The sequence below is a fragment of the Burkholderia sp. CpTa8-5 genome (assembly GCF_017815045.1).
Classification (GTDB): Bacteria; Pseudomonadota; Gammaproteobacteria; order Burkholderiales; family Burkholderiaceae; genus Burkholderia; species Burkholderia sola.
Map to the genome: position 1 here is coordinate 113104 of NZ_JAGIQD010000014.1, position 18376 is coordinate 131479.

The 18376-nt window shown below is 69.1% G+C and carries 16 protein-coding genes; 10 read left to right on the top strand and 6 right to left on the bottom strand.

The genetic code is table 11. The features are described from left to right. Positions 1-56: 56 nt before the first annotated feature. A complete protein-coding gene (locus J8I35_RS21670) occupies positions 57-617 on the bottom strand; it encodes a group III truncated hemoglobin (RefSeq protein WP_089488503.1) in 561 nt (186 codons plus the stop codon). A 252-nt stretch (positions 618-869) separates the two neighbouring features. On the opposite strand from J8I35_RS21670, the gene J8I35_RS21675 reads away from it, so the two are divergent. Together J8I35_RS21675 and clpB are read left to right on the top strand one after the other, a co-directional pair. Then, the gene (locus J8I35_RS21675; RefSeq protein WP_050013223.1) at positions 870-1388 is read left to right on the top strand and encodes an Rrf2 family transcriptional regulator; all 519 of its coding nucleotides are present in this window, start codon (positions 870-872) and stop codon (positions 1386-1388) included. A gap of 158 nt (positions 1389-1546) precedes the next feature. Then, positions 1547-4144 carry an ATP-dependent chaperone ClpB gene (clpB, locus tag J8I35_RS21680; protein ID WP_209926864.1) on the top strand — a complete coding sequence of 866 codons (2598 nt, stop codon included), beginning with the start codon at positions 1547-1549 and terminating at the stop codon, positions 4142-4144. A gap of 134 nt (positions 4145-4278) precedes the next feature. Here clpB and J8I35_RS21685 read toward each other — a convergent pair whose 3' ends face one another. Both J8I35_RS21685 and J8I35_RS21690 read right to left on the bottom strand, forming a co-directional pair. Beyond that, complete coding sequence (locus J8I35_RS21685; RefSeq protein WP_050013221.1) at positions 4279-4707, bottom strand: YidB family protein; 429 nt, start codon at positions 4705-4707, stop codon at positions 4279-4281. Between the two features lie 88 nt (positions 4708-4795). Continuing rightward, positions 4796-5407 (bottom strand): helix-hairpin-helix domain-containing protein, encoded by a 612-nt coding sequence (locus J8I35_RS21690; protein ID WP_124554575.1) that lies wholly within the window; start codon positions 5405-5407, stop codon positions 4796-4798. Positions 5408-5703: 296 nt separating this feature from the next. On the opposite strand from J8I35_RS21690, the gene J8I35_RS21695 reads away from it, so the two are divergent. Then, complete coding sequence (locus J8I35_RS21695; protein WP_124554574.1) at positions 5704-6165, top strand: MerR family transcriptional regulator; 462 nt, start codon at positions 5704-5706, stop codon at positions 6163-6165. Next, complete coding sequence (locus J8I35_RS21700; RefSeq protein ID WP_050013218.1) at positions 6149-6583, top strand: carboxymuconolactone decarboxylase family protein; 435 nt, start codon at positions 6149-6151, stop codon at positions 6581-6583. Before J8I35_RS21695 ends, J8I35_RS21700 begins: the two co-directional genes overlap by 17 nt. A gap of 19 nt (positions 6584-6602) precedes the next feature. On the opposite strand, the gene J8I35_RS21705 is transcribed toward J8I35_RS21700, so the two are convergent. After that, on the bottom strand, positions 6603-8522 hold the full coding sequence (locus tag J8I35_RS21705; RefSeq protein WP_089488501.1) for a sigma-54-dependent Fis family transcriptional regulator: 1920 nt from the start codon (positions 8520-8522) through the stop codon (positions 6603-6605). A 533-nt stretch (positions 8523-9055) separates the two neighbouring features. Here J8I35_RS21705 and J8I35_RS21710 point away from each other — a divergent pair. The 6 genes from J8I35_RS21710 to lipA all read left to right on the top strand — a co-directional run bounded on the left by J8I35_RS21710 (position 9056) and on the right by lipA (position 15156). Beyond that, positions 9056-10114 (top strand): NAD(+)/NADH kinase, encoded by a 1059-nt coding sequence (locus J8I35_RS21710; RefSeq protein ID WP_209926865.1) that lies wholly within the window; start codon positions 9056-9058, stop codon positions 10112-10114. 57 nt (positions 10115-10171) lie between these two features. Beyond that, the gene (locus J8I35_RS21715; protein ID WP_209926866.1) at positions 10172-10948 is read left to right on the top strand and encodes an SDR family NAD(P)-dependent oxidoreductase; all 777 of its coding nucleotides are present in this window, start codon (positions 10172-10174) and stop codon (positions 10946-10948) included. A gap of 78 nt (positions 10949-11026) precedes the next feature. Next, complete coding sequence (locus tag J8I35_RS21720; RefSeq protein WP_050013214.1) at positions 11027-12010, top strand: thiamine pyrophosphate-dependent dehydrogenase E1 component subunit alpha; 984 nt, start codon at positions 11027-11029, stop codon at positions 12008-12010. Positions 12011-12063: 53 nt separating this feature from the next. Continuing rightward, positions 12064-13068: an alpha-ketoacid dehydrogenase subunit beta gene (locus tag J8I35_RS21725; protein WP_124554572.1), complete on the top strand. Its 1005-nt coding sequence runs from the start codon at positions 12064-12066 to the stop codon at positions 13066-13068. A 4-nt stretch (positions 13069-13072) separates the two neighbouring features. After that, the gene (locus J8I35_RS21730; RefSeq protein ID WP_209926867.1) at positions 13073-14188 is read left to right on the top strand and encodes an acetoin dehydrogenase dihydrolipoyllysine-residue acetyltransferase subunit; all 1116 of its coding nucleotides are present in this window, start codon (positions 13073-13075) and stop codon (positions 14186-14188) included. A gap of 2 nt (positions 14189-14190) precedes the next feature. Then, a complete protein-coding gene (gene lipA, locus J8I35_RS21735; RefSeq protein ID WP_050013211.1) occupies positions 14191-15156 on the top strand; it encodes a lipoyl synthase in 966 nt (321 codons plus the stop codon). Positions 15157-15168: 12 nt separating this feature from the next. On the opposite strand, the gene J8I35_RS21740 is transcribed toward lipA, so the two are convergent. Continuing rightward, a complete protein-coding gene (locus tag J8I35_RS21740; RefSeq protein ID WP_124554569.1) occupies positions 15169-16527 on the bottom strand; it encodes an MATE family efflux transporter in 1359 nt (452 codons plus the stop codon). A gap of 2 nt (positions 16528-16529) precedes the next feature. After that, positions 16530-18362: a UDP phosphate-alpha-4-amino-4-deoxy-L-arabinose arabinosyl transferase gene (locus tag J8I35_RS21745; RefSeq protein ID WP_089488498.1), complete on the bottom strand. Its 1833-nt coding sequence runs from the start codon at positions 18360-18362 to the stop codon at positions 16530-16532. Positions 18363-18376: the final 14 nt, after the last annotated feature.

The window sequence follows — 18376 nt, forward strand, 5'->3', positions numbered from 1 at the left end:
CGCGCGGACGATGCGGCGATGTACCGCAGGTGCGGCGTCGTCGCGCGTGACGGGTATTACGCGTCCGGGTCGACGCCGCGCCCGATGATCTTCGTCGGAAACGGCTCGCCGCGAGCGCGCGACGGCAACGCGTGCGGATCGTCGCCCGTGTCGCGACGGCGCGGCGCGACCGCGTCGAGCAGCGCCTGCTGTTCGGGCGGAATCCGGTAGTCCCAGCCGAACCGGCTCAACTGCAGGCTCTGCGCGATCCGCAGCGCGGGCTCCATGAAACGGATCGCTGCGGCCGGCGCGTAACGCGCTTCGACGGTGTTCAGGAACAGCGACAGCCAGCGGCTGAAATGGGCCGGCTCGATGCCGTCGAGCGGCTGGTGCGCCTGCTGCACGTTGCCGCGATAGCCCTTGGTGCCGAGCACGAGGCTCGACCAGAACATCACCATCTTCGGCAGATGATCGTCCCAGCGGCCGGCGAGCTTCGCGTCGAACACGGGCCCGAGCAGCGGATCGGCGCGCACGCGGTCGTAAAACGCGTAGACGAGAGCGCGGATGTTGTCTTCGGTCGGCTCGGCGTCGCGGGGGCGGGCCGGTACGGGTTCGGGCGAGGCAGGCAGGGCAGTCATGACAAAAAGGGCCGGTGGAGCAGGGCAGCGACAGGGCGCCGGCGCAGGCAACGAGCAGGACGCCGGCCGGATTTTGACGCAAAATAGCGTCCTGTAACCCCTGGAAAACGTGCGGATATCACGCATCTTATTGCGCGCACGCGATCCCGGCAACCCGGGGCCGCGCCGCGGGATCCTCGATCGGCCTTGCACGCGTCGCGATCGGCCCGGCTCACGTCGTTGGGGCACGATCGATCTTTTCCGTATTCGCTCATGAGACTCACCGACTACACCGACTATTCGCTGCGCGTGATGCTGTACCTCGCCGTGCGCGGCGAGGGACTCGCGACGATCCAGGAGATCTCGGACGCCTACGGCATCTCGAAGAACCATCTGATGAAAGTCGTCCAGCAGCTCGGCGAGCTGGGCTGGGTCGACACCGTTCGCGGCCGCAACGGCGGGCTGCGGCTGTTCGCCGATTCGCTGCAACTGACGGTCGGCCAGGTCGTGCGGGCGACCGAAAACGACTTCGCGCTGGTTGGCTGCTTTTCGTCGGATGGCGGCGAGTCGCGCGGCTGCGCGATCGAGCCGCAGTGCCGGCTGAAGGGCGTGCTGGCGGCCGCACGCGATGCGTTCTTCGCGGAACTCGATCGTCACACGCTCGGCGAACTGGCCGAGCCCGCGTCGCCGCTCGCGGCGCTGCTCGGCATCCGTCCGGTCGCGCTCGTGCGCGCCGCGCCGACGCCGGACGAAGCGCCGACGGCCGCCGAGCCGTCGTCCAACGCCCACTGACACGCGGGCGCCGCGGGCCCCTGCGTCCATCCGATCACACCGCCGGGTCGTTTTAAGGGTGTCCGGCATTTTTTGCGCTGAATCAACCCGAATTTCGCTTGAAAGCCGCATAACCATCCTCATCTTGGTGTTAATCGAAAATTGGAGGTCTCAACCAAATGAGAATCGACAAGCTCACCACCAAGTTCCAGGAAGCACTCGCGGACGCGCAAAGCCTCGCGGCCGGCCGCGACAATCAATACATCGAACCCGTTCACGTGCTCGCGGCACTGGTCGCGCAGCAGGACGGATCGGCCCGCTCGCTGATGTCGCGTGCGGGCGTGCACGTGCAGGCGCTGCAAGGCGCGCTGAACGAAGCCATTTCGCGCCTGCCGCAAGTGACGGGCACGGGCGGCGAGATCCAGATCGGCCGTGAGTTGGCCGGGCTGCTGAACCAGGCCGACAAGGAAGCGCAGAAGCTCAACGACACGTTCATCGCGAGCGAGATGTTCCTGCTCGCCGTGTCCGACGACAAGGGCGACGCCGGCAAGCTCGCGCGTCAGCACGGCCTCACGCGCAAGGCGCTCGAAGCCGCGATCGCCGCGGTGCGCGGCGGCTCGCAGGTGCACAGCCAGGACGCGGAAAGCCAGCGCGAGGCACTGAAGAAATACACGGTCGACCTGACCGAGCGCGCCCGTGCGGGCAAGCTCGATCCGGTGATCGGCCGCGACGACGAAATCCGCCGTTCGATCCAGATCCTGCAGCGCCGCACCAAGAACAACCCGGTGCTGATCGGCGAGCCGGGCGTCGGCAAGACCGCGATCGTCGAAGGGCTCGCGCAGCGGATCGTCAACGGCGAGGTGCCCGAGACGCTGAAGGGCAAGCGCGTGCTGTCGCTCGACATGGCCGCGCTGCTCGCCGGCGCGAAGTACCGCGGCGAGTTCGAGGAACGCCTGAAGGCGGTGCTCAACGACATCGCGAAGGACGAAGGCCGGACGATCGTCTTCATCGACGAGATCCACACGATGGTCGGCGCGGGCAAGGCCGAAGGCGCGATGGATGCGGGCAACATGCTGAAGCCGGCGCTGTCGCGCGGCGAGCTGCACTGCATCGGCGCGACCACGCTCGACGAATACCGCAAGTACATCGAGAAGGACGCCGCGCTCGAACGCCGCTTCCAGAAGGTGCTCGTCGACGAGCCGAGCGTCGAGGCGACGATCGCGATCCTGCGCGGGCTGCAGGAGAAGTACGAACTGCACCACGGTGTCGACATCACCGACCCGGCGATCGTCGCCGCGGCCGAGCTGTCGCATCGCTACATCACCGACCGCTTCCTGCCGGACAAGGCGATCGACCTGATCGACGAAGCCGCTTCGAAGATCAAGATGGAAATCGATTCGAAGCCCGAAGAGATGGACAAGCTCGACCGTCGTCTGATCCAGCTGAAGATCGAGCGCGAAGCCGTGAAGAAGGAGCAGGACGAAGCGTCGCAGAAGCGCCTGCAGCTGATCGAGGAAGAGATCGACCGCCTCGGCCGCGAGTATGCGGACCTGGAAGAGATCTGGACCGCCGAGAAGGCCGCGGTGCAGGGCAGCGCGCAACTGAAGGAAGAGATCGAGAAGGTGCGGGCGGATATCGCGCGCCTGCAGCGTGAAGGCAAGCTCGAGAAGGTCGCCGAGCTGCAGTACGGCAAGCTGCCGCAGCTCGAGTCACAGCTCAAGCAGGTCACGCAGGCCGAAGAGCAGGAGCAGCACAACCCGACGCGCCCGCGCCTGCTGCGCACGCAGGTCGGCGCCGAGGAAATCGCGGAAGTCGTGTCGCGTTCGACCGGGATTCCGGTGTCGCGGATGATGCAGGGCGAACGCGAGAAGCTGCTGCACATCGAGGAAAAGCTGCACGAGCGCGTGGTTGGCCAGGATGAGGCGATCAGTGCGGTGGCCGACGCGATCCGTCGTTCGCGCGCGGGTCTCGCCGATCCGAACCGTCCGTACGGCTCGTTCCTGTTCCTCGGCCCCACGGGGGTCGGCAAGACCGAGCTGTGCAAGGCGCTGGCGTCGTTCCTGTTCGATTCGGAAGAGCATCTGATCCGCATCGACATGAGCGAGTTCATGGAGAAGCACAGCGTCGCGCGGCTGATCGGCGCGCCGCCGGGCTATGTCGGCTACGAGGAAGGCGGCTATCTGACGGAAGCCGTGCGCCGCAAGCCGTACAGCGTGATCCTGCTCGACGAGATCGAGAAGGCGCATCCGGACGTATTCAACGTGCTGCTGCAGGTGCTCGACGACGGCCGCATGACCGACGGGCAGGGGCGCACGGTCGACTTCAAGAACACGGTGATCGTGATGACGTCGAACCTCGGCTCGCAGGTGATCCAGGCGATGACGGGCGCGCCGCAGGACGAGATCAAGGACGCGGTGTGGCTCGAGGTGAAGCAGCATTTCCGCCCCGAGTTCCTGAACCGGATCGACGACGTCGTCGTGTTCCATGCGCTCGACCGCAGCAACATCGAGTCGATCGCGAAGATCCAGCTCGCCCGCCTGCACGACCGGCTCGCGAAACTCGACATGGCGCTCGACGTGTCGCCGTCGGCGCTCGAGCAGATCGCGAAGGTCGGCTACGATCCGGTGTTCGGCGCGCGGCCGCTGAAGCGCGCGATCCAGCAGGAGATCGAGAACCCGGTCGCGAAGCTGATCCTCGCCGGCCGCTTCGGTCCGAAGGACGTGATCCCGGTCGACGTCAACGACGGCCAGTTCGTGTTCGACCGCGTCGTGCACTGATCGCCGGTAATCGGCGGTGCGCCCGGTTCGCACCGCCGGGCGCGCAAAAGCAAACACCCCGCTCAGGCGGGGTGTTTGCTTATGGAGCGGCCGAAACGTTCGAAGCGGCCGCCCGGGCTGTCAGGCGTGCGGGCTCAGGCCTTGTTGCCGCCGAACATGCCGGCGAGCTGCGTGAGCGTGCCGAGCACGTTCGACGTGTCGAGCTGGCCGCTGGCCGGCACTTCGCCGTTCGGCGTCGCGCCGTTGACGACGTGCGGCAGCACCTGCGCGAGGATCGACGACGCTTGCGACGGATCGATGCCGACCTTGCTCGCGAGCGAGCCGACGACGTCCGAGCCGAGCACGTTTTGCAGCGTATCCGGCGAGATCGGCTGGTTTTCGCCGGTGCCGACCCACGAACCGATGATCTCGCCGGCGCCGCCGGCCTTGAACTTCTCGATCAGCCCGTTCAGGCCGCCCGGCTGGTTGTTGATGAATTCGAGCGCGGTCGCGATGAGCGCGCTTTGCGAGTTGCCGCCGGCCTGGCCGCCGATCAGACCGCCAACGATGTCGAGGAGACCCATGGTTCTTCACCTTCACTGAAAAGGGCGCCGTGACGACGGCGCCCGTTGAACGAATGCCGCGCGCACGCCGTCGCGCGCGCGGCGCACATCAGGCGCCCGACGCCGCGGCGGCGGAGGCGGCCTTGTCCTTCTTGCTCTTCTTCTTCGAACCCTTCGTCGCCTTCGCGGACGACGCGGCGGCCGGTGCGCTCGCGCCGGCGTCGGCGGATGCCGCGGCAGCGGCTGCCGCTTTTTCCTTCTTCGACGCGCGCTTGGTCTTGGCCGGCTTGCTCGCCGCTTCCGGTGCGCTCGCCGACGGCGCGGGCACCGCGGTCGTCGTGCCGGCCGTCGCGGTCGTGGACGTCGAGGCGGTGCCCGCCGACGTCGTGGTCGACGTGCCCGCCGACGTCGTCGCGGCCGGCTTCGACAGCTTCACGCCCTTCGGCGGCGTCGACGCGCCGCCGATCGTCAGGCCGTTTTCCTCGAGATGCCCGACCGACTTCGTGCCGAGGCCCTTCACGCGGTTCGCGAGATCGTCGGCGTCCTTGAACGGGCCGTTCTTGGTGCGTTCGTCGATGATCGCCTTCGACTTCACGGGTCCGAGCCCCTTCACGGATTCGAGCGCGGCCTGGTCGGCCGTGTTGACTTCGACGGCCGCGGCAAGGCCGGCGGCGAGCGACAGCGACAGCGCGACAAACAGCATCAGCAGCTTTTTCAGCATGGCAAGGGCTCCCTGGTTCTGACGGATGAATGGCTGTTGCAACGGACGACGACGCGCGAGCTCGCCGGGCGTCGCCGTTAAGCATAGGACAAATGCGTGCCCTTTTTGAGACAGGCTGACCGAATCTTGCTGAAGGCTTGCGGCGCTGTAAAGGCCGAAACCGCTGCGGGGCGCCGATTTTGACCATTCTTTACGGTGTCGCCGGGTATCGCGAGCGTATCGCGGGTGAACGCCCCACTGGCCGTCAGACAATGCTTGACTTAGAGTGAACTCTAACTCCTAACCTTGTTCCTGCCATGTCGAAAACCGTATCCCAACCCTCCGCCGCCGGTCCGCTGACGATCGGGCAAGTCGCCGAACTGACGGGCGTGTCGACGCACACGCTGCGGTATTACGAGCAGGCCGGGCTGCTGCGCGCGATTTCGCGCACGGCGGCCGGGCACCGGCTCTATGCGCCGGCCGACCTTGACTGGCTGGCCTTTGTGATGCGCCTGAAGGCGACCGGCATGCCGATCGCGCAGATGCAGGCGTTCGCGGTGCTGCGCGAGCAGGGCGCGTCGACGTTCGGCGCGCGGCGCGACTTGCTGGTCGCGCATCGCGACGCGGTGCGTGCGCATATCGCGGAGTTGCAGGCGAGCCTCGACGCGATTGGCGACAAGATCGCGTACTACGAGGCGCAGGAACGGGAAACGGAACGACGGGCGAAACCTTCTCACTCTTTATCGGAACAGGACGGACACGATGGAACGACTCGTTGAGGATCGCTACACGCGCGGCTGGAACAAACTGAAGGAAATCGACGGCGAAGCGGGCGAACGCGTGATCGCGGCGCTTGCGCCGATTGCGCCGGACTTCGCGCGGCTCCTGGTCGAATTCAGCTTCGGCGACATCTACAGCCGGCCGCAGCTCGACCTGAAGGCGCGCGAAATCGCGACGATCGCGGCGCTGGCCGCGCTCGGCAACGCGCAGCCGCAACTGAAGGTGCATATCGAGGCCGCGCTGAACGTCGGCTGCACGCGCGACGAGATCGTCGAGGTGTTCATGCAGATGGCCGTGTATGCGGGGATGCCGGCCGCGCTGAACGCGCTGTTCGCCGCGCGCGAGGTGTTCGCGCGGCGCGACGAGGCGGCCGGCGTGACGGACGACGCGAACGAAGCGGCCGGACAGCCCGCATGACGGGGCGTGCGCCCGTGCGTCACGCGCGGTGCGGCGCGACGATCCGGTACTTCGCGATGCGCCGGTACAGCGTCGCGCGCGACATGCCGAGCGCCCGAGCGGTCGCGTCGGGCCGCCAGCGATGCGCGGTGAGCGCGGCGACGATGCGGCCGCGTTCGTCGTCGGGCAGCGCGCCCGGCGGCGCGCCGCCGAGTTGCGCGGCGAGGTCGGCCGGAAGGTCGCGGCGCGTCACGCGCGCGGCGTCGCACACCGCGCACGCATAGCGCAGCACGTTGCGCAGTTGCCGCACGTTGCCCGGCCATGCATACGCGGCGAGCTGTTCGGCGAGCGTCGCGTCGAGCGTGAGCACGTGGCCGGTCGCCTGCGCTTCCTCGGCGAACACGGCGGCGATCACGTCGCGCACGTCCGCGCGTTCGCGCAGCGGCGGCAGGTCGAACGTCGCGCCGCTCAACCGGTAGTACAGATCCTCGCGGAACGTGCCGTCGGCGACCATCCGCGCGAGATCGCGGTGCGTCGCGCAGATCACGTCGAGATCGACGCGCACGGGCGTATCGCTGCCGAGCGGCACGACCTCGCCGTCGGCGAGCACGCGCAACAGGCGCGTCTGTAGCGCGAGCGGCATGTCGCCGATTTCATCGAGAAACAGCGTGCCGCCGTCGGCGAGCGCGATCTTGCCGCGCGCGCCGTGCTTGCGTGCGCCGGTGAACGCGCCGGCCGCATAACCGAACAGTTCGCTCTCGATCAGCGCTTCCGGCAGCGCGCCGCAGTTGACGGCGACGAACGGCCGCGCGCGCCGCGCGCCGGCGTCGTGGATCGCGCGGGCGAACACTTCCTTGCCTGCGCCGGTTTCGCCGAGCACGAGGATCGGCAGCCGCTTGCTCGCGACGCGCAGCGCGAGTTCCGCTTGTTGCGCGATGCGCGCATCGCTGCTGTGCAGGAACGGCGTCAGCGCGCCGACGTGACGCGGCGCAGCGGTGCCCGGGCGGCGCGACGCCGCGCCGGGGTCGCGGCCGGCGCGTCGTAGCGGCGCACGCAGCCGCGCGTAGAGCGGGGCGCCGGTCGCGCGCACGCGCAGCGCGACGATCGTGTCGAGCCGCGCGGCGTCGCGCAGCGGCATCTCGGTCGCATCGAAGATCTCGTCGATATGGCGCGGCTCGCGCAGCGCCGGCAGCGCGTCGCGCGCCTGCCGGTTCGCGGCGACGATGTTGCCGCATTCGTCGAATGCGATCAGCCACTCGGGCTGCGCCTCGACGTAGTGACGGTTCGGATGCCCGAACAATATCCAGTGCTGCGCGGTGCTGTGCACGAAGTAGCCGTCCTCGATCAGCGCCGCGCTCTGCCGCACGAGCTGGTAGACGAGACGCTGGCTGTCGCGGCCGTCGGGCGAATGCACGGCCGACGCGTCGAGCACGCCGATCAGTTCGCCGCCCGGCGAGAAGATCGGCGCCGCGCTGCACGTGAGCGTCGTGAACGCCGCGCGAAAGTGATCGGTCTTGTGCACGGTGATCGGCGCGAGATCGGTCAGCACGCTCGCGACGCCGCACGTTCCTTCCTCGCTTTCCGACCAGCACGAGCCGATGTGCAGCCCCGCATGGCGGAAGTCGTTGCGGCGTTCGCGGTCGATCCGGTAGTCGATCGTCACGCCGTGCGCGTCGGTCAGCATCACGCAGTAGTCGGCGACACGAATCATGTCGTGCAGCCGCGTCAGGCACTGGCCCGACGCGCGCAGGAAGGCTTCCTCCTTGTCGCGCACCTCGCGCAGCTCCGCCGCGGTCAGCACGCGCGGGCCGATCGACGAAGCGGGGTCGAGACGGTAGCGCTCCAGCGACCGTTGCCACGACGACACGAGGCGCGCGGAATCCGCCGGCGCGGGCAGGCGTCCGGCGAGCGCGCCGAGTACACGGTCGGCGTGCTGGGCCTGGGGGACGGCGTAGGGCATGGTCGGCTCCGGTTCCGTACGGCGGGGATGTCGCTGTTCTTGTAGCACATCCGGTTCGGCGAATCACATTGCATCGCAGCACGCGGCGCGCATGAGACGGTCGTCTCACCGGTATCGCGCCGTGTCTCGCGCAGTTGAGACGGCCGCATGCGCGGCGCGCGGCGGCCGTGCGGCGGGGCGTCGCGTGCGCGGCGCGGCGCGAACGCAGGGTTGGCGGGCGGAACGCCGCGCATGCACGGGCGCCGCGGCAATCGCGTCGCCGTATCGGCGACGTGAGACGTCTGCGCGGATTCGACGCGCGCTGCGTCGTCACGGCCGCGCATCCGGAACCCGCGCATGCCCGCCGCGCCAGCGTCCACGCGGGTTTCGCGGCGATCGCACGCACGATGGCACGCCGCTTGCATTAATGACGGGCAAGCCGCCGCGATCGCGTCGGCGACGACGATCCGCCGCCCGTCGATGGCTGCGGACGAAACAGGCGGAGCCGGCGCGCGTCAATGCGCCGGCTCCGTCGACTGGATGGAGACAAACCCGTGACGACGCCCGTTACCGTCGGCGTGATCGCGAACCCCGCATCGGGGCGCGACATCCGCCGCCTTACGACGCATGCATCCGTGTTTCCGACCGCGGAGAAGGCGAACATGATCGTGCGCCTGCTGGCCGGCCTCGGCGCGATGGGCGTCGAGCGCGTGCTGACGCTGCGCGACCGCACGGGCATCGCGACGCTGCTGCTGCGCGCGATCGACACGCATCGCGCGGTCGCGCCGCACGAGCGCTGGCCCCAGGTCGAATTCGTCGACCTGCCGATCACCGACAGCGTCGCCGACACGCAGGCGGGCGCTGCCTATCTGCATCGGATGGAAGTGTCGCTGATCGTCGTGCTCGGCGGCGATGGCACCCATCGCGCGGTTGCCGCGCATTGCGGCGCGACGCCGCTCGTCGCGCTGTCCACCGGCACCAACAACGCGTTTCCCGAACATCGCGAGGCAACCGTCGCCGGCGTCGCCGCGGGGCTCGCCGCGACCGGCGCCGTGCCGGCCGAGGTCGCGTTCGTGCGCAACAAGCGGCTCGTCGTGCGCTGCGTCGCGGGCGCGCAGCCGGGGCGCGAGGAGATTGCGCTCGTCGACGTGTGCGCCGCGCGGCAGCGCTTCATCGGCGCGCGCGCGATTTCCGGCTCCGACGACATCGACTCGCTCTACCTGACGTTCGCGGAACCGGACGGTATCGGCCTGTCCGCGCTCGGCGGCGCGTGGGCGCCGCTCGAGCGCAGCGCGCCGCACGGGCTCTCGATGCGCTTCGCGCAAGCCGGCAACGCGGCCGGCACGCCGCTCGTCGCGCCGATCGCGCCGGGGCGCGTCGATCGTGTCGTGATGCGCAGTTGCGAGCGGCTCGAACCCGGCACGTGGCACGCGATTCCGTTCGAGCGCGGCACGCTCGCGTTCGACGGCGAGCGCGAGATCGAGGTCGCGCGCGGCGATCGCTACGAGATCGCGCTCGACTGGCGCGGGCCGTTGACGGTCGACGTCGGTCGCACGCTGCGCTACGCATCGTCGCGGCAGCTGCTGCGCGACGCCGGCGCGTGGCGCGACTGATACCCCGGTTTGACGAAGACGCTTCGCCATCCATAACGATCATCAAGGAGACATCGCATGACAGCCCCTCTCGAAGGACAGGTCGCCATCGTCACGGGCGGCGCGCGCGGCATCGGCCGCGGCATCGCGCTGACGCTTGCCGGCGCCGGCGCGGACATCCTGCTGGCCGACCTGCTCGACGACGCGCTCGACGCCACCGCGCGCGAGGTCCGCGCGCTCGGCCGCCGGGCCGCGATCGCGAAGGTCGACGTCACGCAGGCCGCGCAGGTCGACGCGATGGTCGCGCAGGCGCTCGCCGAACTCGGCCGGCTCGACATCCTCGTGAATTGCGCGGGCGTGATCAACATTCATCCGGTCGCCGAACTGACCGAGCGCGACTGGGATTTCGTGATGGACGTGAACGCGAAGGGCACGTTCCTCGGCTGCCGGGCGGCACTGGCCCACCTGAAGGCGCAGGGCCGCGGCCGGATCATCAACGTCGCGTCGATCGCGGGCAAGGAAGGCTTTCCGAATCTCGCGCATTACAGCGCATCGAAATTCGCGGTCGTCGGCTTCACCAATGCGCTGGCGAAGGAACTCGCGCGCGACGGCGTGACCGTCAACGCGATCTGTCCCGGCATCGTCCGCACTTACATGTGGGACCGGCTGTCCGACGAATGGAGGACCGATGGCGAATCGGTCGAGCAATCGTGGCAGCGGCACCAGTTGACGCTGATTCCGCAGGGCCGGGCGCAGACGCCGGAAGACATGGGCCGGCTCGCGCTGTTCTTCGCGACGATGGACAACGTGACGGGCCAGGCCGTGAACGTCGACGGCGGCTTCACGTTCCACTGACGGCCGCGAGGCCGTGCAATCCGCCGCCACGGCACGGCCGGGGCGGCATTCGCAGTCAGACCTAACCAGGAGACACACATGACCGCTTCGACACAGCTCGGCAGGGACAAGCTGCTGGACGCCTATCGGCTGATGCGCACGATCCGCGAATTCGAGGAACGCCTGCACGTCGAATTCGCGACCGGCGAGATTCCCGGCTTCGTTCACCTGTACGCGGGCGAGGAGGCGTCCGCCGTCGGCACGATCCTGCACCTCGGCCTCGACGACTACGTGGCCACCACGCACCGCGGCCACGGCCACTGCATTGCGAAGGGCGTCGACGTGCACGGGATGATGGCCGAGATCTACGGCAAGAAGACGGGCGTCTGCCGCGGCAAGGGCGGCTCGATGCACATCGCCGACCTGTCGATGGGGATGCTCGGCGCGAACGGGATCGTCGGCGCGGGCGGCCCGCTCGTGTGCGGCGCGGCGCTCGCGGCCAAGCACAAGAAGACGGGCGGCGTCGGCGTGTGCTTCTTCGGCGACGGCGCGTCGAACCAGGGCGTGATCTTCGAATCGATGAACCTCGCGTCGGTGTGGCGGCTGCCCGCGATCTTCGTCGCCGAAAACAACGGCTATGCGGAAGCGACGTCGTCGAGCTGGTCGGTCGCGACCGACAACATCGCCGATCGCGCGAACGGGTTCGGGATGCCGGGCGTGATCGTCGACGGCTTCGACTTCTTCGCGGTGCACGAGGCGCTCGGCGAGGCCGTCGAACGCGCGCGTAACGGCGGCGGCCCGACGCTCGTCGAGGTGAAGTTCACGCGCTATTTCGGCCACTTCGAGGGCGATGCGCAAACCTACCGCGCGCCGGGCGAGGTGCAGAAGCTGCGCGACGAGAAGGACTGCCTGAAGCATTTCGAAACGCGCGTCGTGCGCGCCGAGGCGCTGACGACCGACGACCTGCGCGCGATCGACGCGCAAGTGAAGGCGTTGATCGACGACGCGGTCGCGCAGGCGAAGGCCGCGCCGCTGCCGGATGCCGCCGACCTGCTGGCCGACGTCTACGTGTCGTATCCGTGAGCGCGGGCTGACCCGGCAGCCGGCACGGCAACCCAATATTCCAGGAGACAGACATGGCAAGGAAGATCACTTATTCGCAGGCGATCAACGAGGCGCTCGCGCAGGAAATGGCGCGCGACGACAGCGTGATCGTGATGGGCGAGGACAACGCGGGCGGCGCGGGTGCGCCGGGCGAGGACGACGCATGGGGCGGCGTGCTCGGCGTGACGAAGGGGCTGTTCCACAAGTTTCCGGGCCGCGTGCTCGATACGCCGCTGTCGGAGGGCGGCTACATCGGTGCGGCGGTCGGCGCGGCCGCGTGCGGGATGCGGCCCGTCGCGGAACTGATGTTCATCGATTTCATGGGCGTGTGTTTCGACCAGATCTTCAACCAGGCCGCGAAATTCCGCTACATGTTCGGCGGCAAGGCCGTGACGCCGGTCGTGATTCGCGCGATGTACGGCGCGGGCCTGCGCGCGGCTGCGCAGCACTCGCAGATGCTCACGTCGCTGTTCACGCACATCCCGGGGCTGAAGGTCGTGTGCCCGTCGACGCCGTACGACGCGAAGGGGCTCCTGATCCAGGCGATCCGCGACAACGATCCTGTGATCTTTCTCGAACACAAGCTGCTCTATACGCGCGAGGGCGACGTACCGGAGGAGTCCTATGCGATTCCGTTCGGCGAGGCGAGCGTGCTGCGCGACGGCGACGACGCGACGATCGTCACGTACGGCCGGATGGTGCATCTCGCGATGGACGCGGCCGCGACGCTCGCGAAGGACGGCATCCAGTGCGACGTGATCGACCTGCGCACGACGTCGCCGCTCGACGAGGAAACGATCCTCGAAAGCGCGGAACGCACCGGGCGCCTGGTGGTCGTCGACGAAGCGAACCCGCGCTGCTCGATCGCGACCGACATCGCCGCGCTCGTCGCGCAGCGTGCGTTCCATTCGCTGAAGGCGCCGATCGAGCTCGTGACCGCGCCGCATACGCCCGCGCCGTTCGCCGGCGTATTGGAAGACCTGTATATCCCGTCCGCCGATGCGATCGCGCAGGCGGTACTCAAGACGAGGAGCTGACACGATGTCGATTCACATGATCACGATGCCCAAGTGGGGGCTGTCGATGGAGCAGGGGCAGGTCAACGGCTGGCTGAAGGCGATCGGCGAACGCGTGGCGAAGGGCGACGAGGTGCTCGACGTCGAGACCGACAAGATCTCGTCGGGCGTCGAATGCGCGTTCGACGGCACGCTGCGCCGGCAGGTCGCGCAGGAGGGCGAGACGCTGCCCGTCGGCGCGCTGCTCGGCGTCGTCGCGGCGGCCGATGCGAGCGACGCCGACATCGACGCGGCGATCGCCGAGTTCCAGCGCGATTTCGTGCCGAGCGCGGCGTCCGACGAGGCGGCCGGCCCGCAGCCGGAGAAGGCGCAGATCGGCGGACGCACGATCCGTTTCCTGAAGCTCGGTGACGGTTCGGGCACGCCGGCCGTGCTGATCCACGGCTTCGGCGGCGACCTGAACAACTGGCTGTTCAATCACGCGGAGCTCGCCGCGCACCGGCCGGTGTGGGCGCTCGATCTGCCCGGCCACGGCGAATCGGGCAAGGCGGTCGAGAGCGGCACTCTCGACGAACTGGCCGACGCGGTGCTCGCGCTGCTCGATGCGCAGCACATCGAGCGCGCGCACCTGATCGGCCATTCGATGGGCGGCGCAGTGGCGATGACGTTGGCCGACAGCGCGCCGGCGCGCGTGGCGTCGCTCACGCTGATCGCGAGCGCCGGGCTCGGCGCCGACATCAACCGAGCGTACATCGACGGCTTCGTCGCCGGCAACAGCCGCAACACGCTGAAGCCGCACCTCGGCGCGCTGTTCGCGGACGACGCGCTGGTCACGCGGCAACTGGTCGACGATCTCGTCAAGTACAAGCGGCTCGAAGGCGTGCAGGCCGCGCTGGAGAAGATCGCGCATGCCGCGTTCGACGGCGCCGCGCAGCGGCGCGTGTTCCGCGACCGGCTCGCGTCGCTGGCGCCGCGCACGCTCGTGATCTGGGGCGAGCGCGACCAGGTGATTCCGGCGCAGCATGCGCAGGACTTGCCGGGCGGCGTGCGCGCCGAGGTGATCGCCGGCAGCGGGCACATGGTGCAGATGGAGTCGGCCGCCGACGTGAACCGCCTGATCGTCGCATTCCTCGGAGACTGACGATGGCCGCCGCGCTCGAACGACCCAGCCTCACGGCGCTCGGCCAGCCCGGCGCGAGAAGTCGCGACAAGCTTGCGCGCATTCCGGTGCGCATCGAGCCCGCGGCCGCCGCGGCGTTGCCGAAGCCGCCGTGGCTGCGCGCGCGGCCGATGATGAGCGCGGCGGTGGCCGACATGGCCGCCGTGCTGCGCGAGCATCGGCTGCATTCCGTATGCGAGGAGGCGATGTGTCCGAACATCGGCGAATGCTTCGCGCAGCGCACCGCGACCTTCATGATCATGGGCGGGCTGTGTACGCGGCGCTGTCCGTTCTGCGACGTCGCGCACGGCCGTCCCGAGCCGCTCGATCCCGCCGAGCCCGCGCGGCTGGCCGACGCGGCGGCGGCGCTCGGATTGCGCTACGTCGTGATCACGTCGGTCGACCGCGACGATCTGCGCGACGGCGGCGCCGCGCATTTCGCCGCTTGCATCGCGGCGGTGCGCGCGAGCGTGCCGGGCATCGGCGTCGAGGTGCTGACGCCGGACTTCCGCGGCCGCGCGGCGCGTGCGCTCGACGCGCTGTCGTCGGCGTGGCCCGACGTGTTCAACCACAACATCGAGACGGTGCCGTCGCTGTACCGGGCGGCGCGGCCGGGCGCCGACTATCGCGGCTCGCTCGAACTGCTCGCGCAGGCGAAGGCCGCGCGGCCGACGCTCGTGACGAAATCGGGATTGATGCTCGGGCTCGGCGAACGCGACGACGAGGTGCGCGACACGTTGCGCGACCTGCGCGCGCACGAGGTCGACGTGCTGACGCTCGGCCAGTATCTCGCGCCGTCGGCGCACCATTTGCCGGTGCGGCGCTACGTGAGCCCGGACGCGTTCGCCGCGTGGCGCGACGAGGCGCTCGCGCTCGGTTTCAGGGAAGTCGTCGCCGGCCCGCTCGTGCGGTCGTCATATCACGCAGCCGACGTGCTGGAGGACGCGTAGCGCACCCGCGCGTCAGGCGGCGGCCACGGCGGCGTGCGCGCGACTGATGCGGCGCAGGTACAGCACGAGCCCCGCGCCCGCCAGCATCAGGCTGACCGTGTTCGCGAACCAGAAGCCGCGCGCGCCCGTCAGCCACGCGGGCGCGATGCCGCCGACGTCGAAGCCGAGCACGTAGCCGCCGCTGAGGCCGACGCCCCACAGCGCGACCGCGTAGATCACGGTCGGCACGACCGCCACCTTGTACGCGCGCAGCACGAACGCCGACGTGACCTGCAGCGCATCGAACACGTGGTAGCACGCGACGATCGCGACGAGCGGCATCGCGGCCGCGGCGACGGCCGGGTTCGGCGTATAGCCGCCGATGATCAGCGGGCGCAGCGCGAACACGAGCACGCCGTACGCGGCGGCAACCCCGCACGCGAACATCACGCTGTGCCGGCCGAGCAGCCGGGCTTCGTCCGCGCGTCCGGCGCCGAGCGCGCGTGCGACCAGCGTCGACGCCGCTACGCCGATCGACAGCGGCGTCATGTACAGCACCGCGCCGATGTTGCCGGCGATCTGGTGGCCGGCGAGCGTCGTCGTGCCGAACTGCGCGATGAACAGCGCCATGCACGTGTACGACGTCACCTCGATCAGATACGACAGGCCCATCGGCACGCCGAGCTTCAGGATGGCCTTCTGCCGTTCCCACACGGGCCAGCAGAAGCGCGAGAAGATCGCGAGCGGCGCGAATACGTCGAGCTTCGCGAGCAGCGTGTAGCCGATCAGCGCGAGCGCCCAGTTGATCAGCGTGCTCGCGAGCCCGCAGCCGGGGCCGCCGAGCGCCGGTACGCCGAAGCCGCCGAAGATGAACCACACGTTCAGCGGAAACTTGAGCAGCAGCGCGCCGATCTGCAGGATCATCGCGAGCCGCGGCTTGCCGGCCGCGTTGGTCAGCGCGTTGTAGATCCGGAATACGAGGCTGGCGGGCAGCCCGTACGACAGGATGCGCAGGTAGTCGACGGTGCGCTCGTGCAGCGCGGCGGGTGCGTGCGCGACGCGCAGCAGCGGTTCCGGAAAATGCAGCAGCAGGAAGCCCGGAATCGAGAGCAGCAGCGCAAGCCACAGCGCCTGGCGCACTTCCTCGCCGATCTCCGCATAGCGCCGCGCGCCGTACAGTTGCCCGGTGATCGGCTGCAGCGCGGACAGGATGCCGGTCAGGCCGATATAGATCGATACGTAGATCGACGAGCCGAGCCCGAGCGCGGCGAGATCGACGGCCGAGTAGCGGCCGACCATCGCGGTGTCGATCACGCCGAACGCGATGATCGCGAGCTGGCCGACCAGCACCGGCCACGCGAGACCGACGATCCGGCGGATGTCGCCGAACATCGTCAATCGGCCGCCTGGCGGCGCGGCGGACGTCGCTTGACGGGCGTCTTCGGCCGTTCGATGCGCTCGTACAGGCGGAAGCGCTCGTCGCGGTCGGCGACGCGGCGGCCTTCCCAGACGAGACGCCACACGTATTGCGACATCGAACTCGGCTCGCCGAAGTCCGCGCGGTCCTGACGCAGGATCACGTCGCAGTCGCCGGAGAAATCGAAGTGCATGTTGCCGAAGTATGCGAAGGTCGCGATCTGCGCGTCGCCGAGCCGCACCGGCGAGATGCACTCGTAGTCGGACGGCAGGTGCACGGCGATCTGTTGCGCGACGTCGCGATAGGTCCGGCCGTAGTTGACGATCGGCAGCCACAGCGTCATCAGCAGCACCCACATCAGCGTGGTGCCCGCGCCCGACAGCACGACGCTGCGCCACAGCACCTTCGGCTGTCGCGACACGCGCCAGCGCACGATGAAGCACCAGCACACGGTGACGATCACCGCGCAGATGAACGACAGGATCTTGAAATGCGGCTCGTAGCCGGGCACGAGGCGCGCGAGGTTGCGCGCGAGCGGATGCGGGAAGCCGGTGAGCGACGCGAGCCACACCAGCCACACGAAGGTGCCGAGGATCGTGAAGCTCAGCACCGCGAACCAGTCGATCGCGTTGATCGCGCCGCGCTTGAGGGTCGGCAGCGCGAACGTCGCGAGCACCGCGAGCGGCGGCAGCAGCAGCATGTACATACGGTTCGACTGCTGGCTTTGCAGGATCACGAGCGCGACGAGCGGCACGGCGACCGACAGCGGAATCGCGATGTGCGCACGGCGGCGCATGCCGGCCCAGCTCCACCACGCCCAGATCGCGAGCGGCCACGCGGGCCACGTAAACAGCGGCAGGTTCTTCGCCGCATAGCCGAGCACGGCCGTCGGCGGGCCCGAAAAGCGCATCAGGCTGCCGTGGATCCACTGGTTGAAGAACCACGCGGCGTCGTCGGGCGCCGCGACGTACGCGGCGAGCGGCCACAGCGCGGAGATCGCGGCCGCGAGCGGCAGGCCGACCAGCGGCAGGCGCAGGTTGCGCATCTCGGGCGTGACGAGCCACAGCGCGGCCGTGCCGGCGAGCAGCGCGACGACCAGCACCGGATTGCCGGACAGCGCGACGAGGCCCATCGCGAGGCCCCACCACAGTGCGCCCTGCAGCGGCTTGTCGATGCCGCGCACGATCCCGTACACGAGCATCGCGATCCACGCGAACTGCGCGAGCTGCGGCGTCGTTTCGTGCCCGCGTTCCGCGAGACCGAAGCAGGCGACGAGCACCAGCAGCGCGCCGTCCGCGAGCGTGCGGCCGTAGTCGCGCGGCTCGGGTTCGCCGCCGAATGCGTATTTGAACGGTTGAACCTCGGCGCGCCGGCCGAGCAGGTAGGCCGCGTACCAGACGAACGCGCACGCGACGCAGAACAGCACGCCGGTATCGACGCGCGACGCGTTGCTCGCGTCGACCCACGGGCCGAGGCCGCGGATCGACAGCGCGCCGAGCCAGTAGCCGAGCGGCCCGTCGGTCGTGATGAACTTGCCGACCAGGTTCGGCAGCAGCCAGTCGTGCCAGCCGCCCTTGGCCATCGTCCACATCACGCCGAAGCCCGCCGCGTCCTCGTTTTTCCACGGGTCGCGGCCGAACAGGCCGAACGCCGCGTAGACGAAGCAGAGCGTGAGCAGCAGCCAGCGCGGCAGCGCACGCGTGGCGGAGGCGGTGAGACGGACGACAGGCTTCATGCAGATGAGCGATTTGTTATGGGCGGGCAGCCGGCGCGATCGCGCGCGGCCGAGCCGGTTTCGAGCATCCGGCATTGTAGTCGCGCCCG

Coding starts and splice junctions, on each gene's coding strand:
- J8I35_RS21705 (WP_089488501.1), bottom strand. CDS start 8,522: ATGCCCTACGCCGTCCCCCAGGCCCAGCACGCCGACCGTGTACTCGGC.
- J8I35_RS21740 (WP_124554569.1), bottom strand. CDS start 16,527: ATGTTCGGCGACATCCGCCGGATCGTCGGTCTCGCGTGGCCGGTGCTG.
- J8I35_RS21685 (WP_050013221.1), bottom strand. CDS start 4,707: ATGGGTCTCCTCGACATCGTTGGCGGTCTGATCGGCGGCCAGGCCGGC.
- J8I35_RS21745 (WP_089488498.1), bottom strand. CDS start 18,362: ATGCCGGATGCTCGAAACCGGCTCGGCCGCGCGCGATCGCGCCGGCTG.
- J8I35_RS21715 (WP_209926866.1), top strand. CDS start 10,172: ATGACAGCCCCTCTCGAAGGACAGGTCGCCATCGTCACGGGCGGCGCG.
- J8I35_RS21700 (WP_050013218.1), top strand. CDS start 6,149: ATGGAACGACTCGTTGAGGATCGCTACACGCGCGGCTGGAACAAACTG.
- J8I35_RS21695 (WP_124554574.1), top strand. CDS start 5,704: ATGTCGAAAACCGTATCCCAACCCTCCGCCGCCGGTCCGCTGACGATC.
- J8I35_RS21690 (WP_124554575.1), bottom strand. CDS start 5,407: ATGCTGAAAAAGCTGCTGATGCTGTTTGTCGCGCTGTCGCTGTCGCTC.
- J8I35_RS21725 (WP_124554572.1), top strand. CDS start 12,064: ATGGCAAGGAAGATCACTTATTCGCAGGCGATCAACGAGGCGCTCGCG.
- J8I35_RS21670 (WP_089488503.1), bottom strand. CDS start 617: ATGACTGCCCTGCCTGCCTCGCCCGAACCCGTACCGGCCCGCCCCCGC.
- J8I35_RS21720 (WP_050013214.1), top strand. CDS start 11,027: ATGACCGCTTCGACACAGCTCGGCAGGGACAAGCTGCTGGACGCCTAT.
- lipA (WP_050013211.1), top strand. CDS start 14,191: ATGGCCGCCGCGCTCGAACGACCCAGCCTCACGGCGCTCGGCCAGCCC.
- J8I35_RS21730 (WP_209926867.1), top strand. CDS start 13,073: ATGTCGATTCACATGATCACGATGCCCAAGTGGGGGCTGTCGATGGAG.
- J8I35_RS21675 (WP_050013223.1), top strand. CDS start 870: ATGAGACTCACCGACTACACCGACTATTCGCTGCGCGTGATGCTGTAC.
- clpB (WP_209926864.1), top strand. CDS start 1,547: ATGAGAATCGACAAGCTCACCACCAAGTTCCAGGAAGCACTCGCGGAC.